This window comes from Cryobacterium sp. MLB-32 (assembly GCF_000738085.1).
In the GTDB taxonomy this organism is placed as follows: domain Bacteria; phylum Actinomycetota; class Actinomycetes; order Actinomycetales; family Microbacteriaceae; genus Cryobacterium.
The window spans coordinates 1-1,185 of record NZ_JPRS01000376.1; the positions used below are offsets into that span (position 1 = coordinate 1).

Genomic DNA, 1,185 nt, shown 5'->3' on the forward strand with positions numbered 1-1,185 from the left:
AATTATGACCTCATCAGCCACTCGCTTCACTCCGCGTTGGGTTTGGGCTGCGGTACTTACGTCGCTGCCAGCGCTGACGATTCTCCTGACGTTTCTACTCGAACGAAACACCCTCCCATCGGAATTACCGAGCCACTGGTCCAGCTCCGGTGAAGTCGATGGAACCTCGACAACATGGATTCTGTTTGCGTTGATGCTGCTGATCGCGGTCGTGGTGGCAGGCCTGAGTATTGCCCCAGGCATCGATTCAGCCGATCCGTCATCGGCGCGCCCGGGCTTCCTCTTAGGAGGGCTCTTCTCCGGTGGCGCGGCTTCCTGCTGGCTGATCATCATTGGAATCACTTTATCGACGCCGCCTGGCGCCCAGCCGGAGGTGGGAGCTTGGCCTGCCCTGATTCTTCTTTTGGCGTGGGGAGTGGTTCCTGCATTGACTACATTCGGTGGAGAGAAGCCGCACCCCATCCCGTCCGACGCGGACCTTTGGAATGCTCCTGATGAGTGAACGTTCGAAGACTCAGATCTGAACCCGCGCGCGGCGTGGCACTCGTGTTCCACCACGGCCAGCGATCCTCCTCGGCGAGCTAATCACGAGGCAGGAAATAGTCCCTATGCTTACACCGCTTGAAACCGCCATGGGCTACGAGCCGCTCTGGTTTCGCGACAAGGGCATTGCTGATCGCCAAGCACGGTGAAGTTCGGGACGCGGGGCACGCAAGTCTATTGGCGCGCCAAATGGCGATCAAAAATGCCGCAATAAAGCACCGAAAGTCACAAAGTGGAAGCGCAAGCAATCGCGAACTAGAAACCGCACGGAAGCTGACCGCAGACTGCGCTGCTGAAGTGTCTCGACACCAGACCGTCTTGAAAGCCATGTGTTTCGACACACTGAGGTTACGAGACAGGAGCGAAGTGTCGGCTGTCGTCCTGTTCCCCGCAAGGGGAACCCTGAGCGGAACGCCAAGACATCGCAAACAATTCGTGATCCGTCCCCGTATGGTGACCTTGAGCGGCGCAGGCTGAGCACCTATGCCAGAGTCAGCGATCGGATCGCTCACGTGAAACGCGCGCTCACGATGGCTGCCCTATCATCCTCTCCACAGCGACCGTTAAGAAGAAGAGCCCCGAAAATACTGACCATACGCCGGCGAAGCGTAGGTTGCGCGCGGTATAGATGCGCCTTCGCAA

General features: G+C 58.3%; 1 protein-coding gene. It reads left to right on the forward strand.

What is annotated here, in order from left to right; all coding sequences use genetic code 11:
• A partial coding sequence (locus JF66_RS22525; RefSeq protein WP_156109925.1) for a DUF1648 domain-containing protein occupies positions 1–502 on the forward strand: 502 nt, incomplete at its 5' end.
• Between the last annotated feature and the right edge of the window lie 683 nt (positions 503–1,185).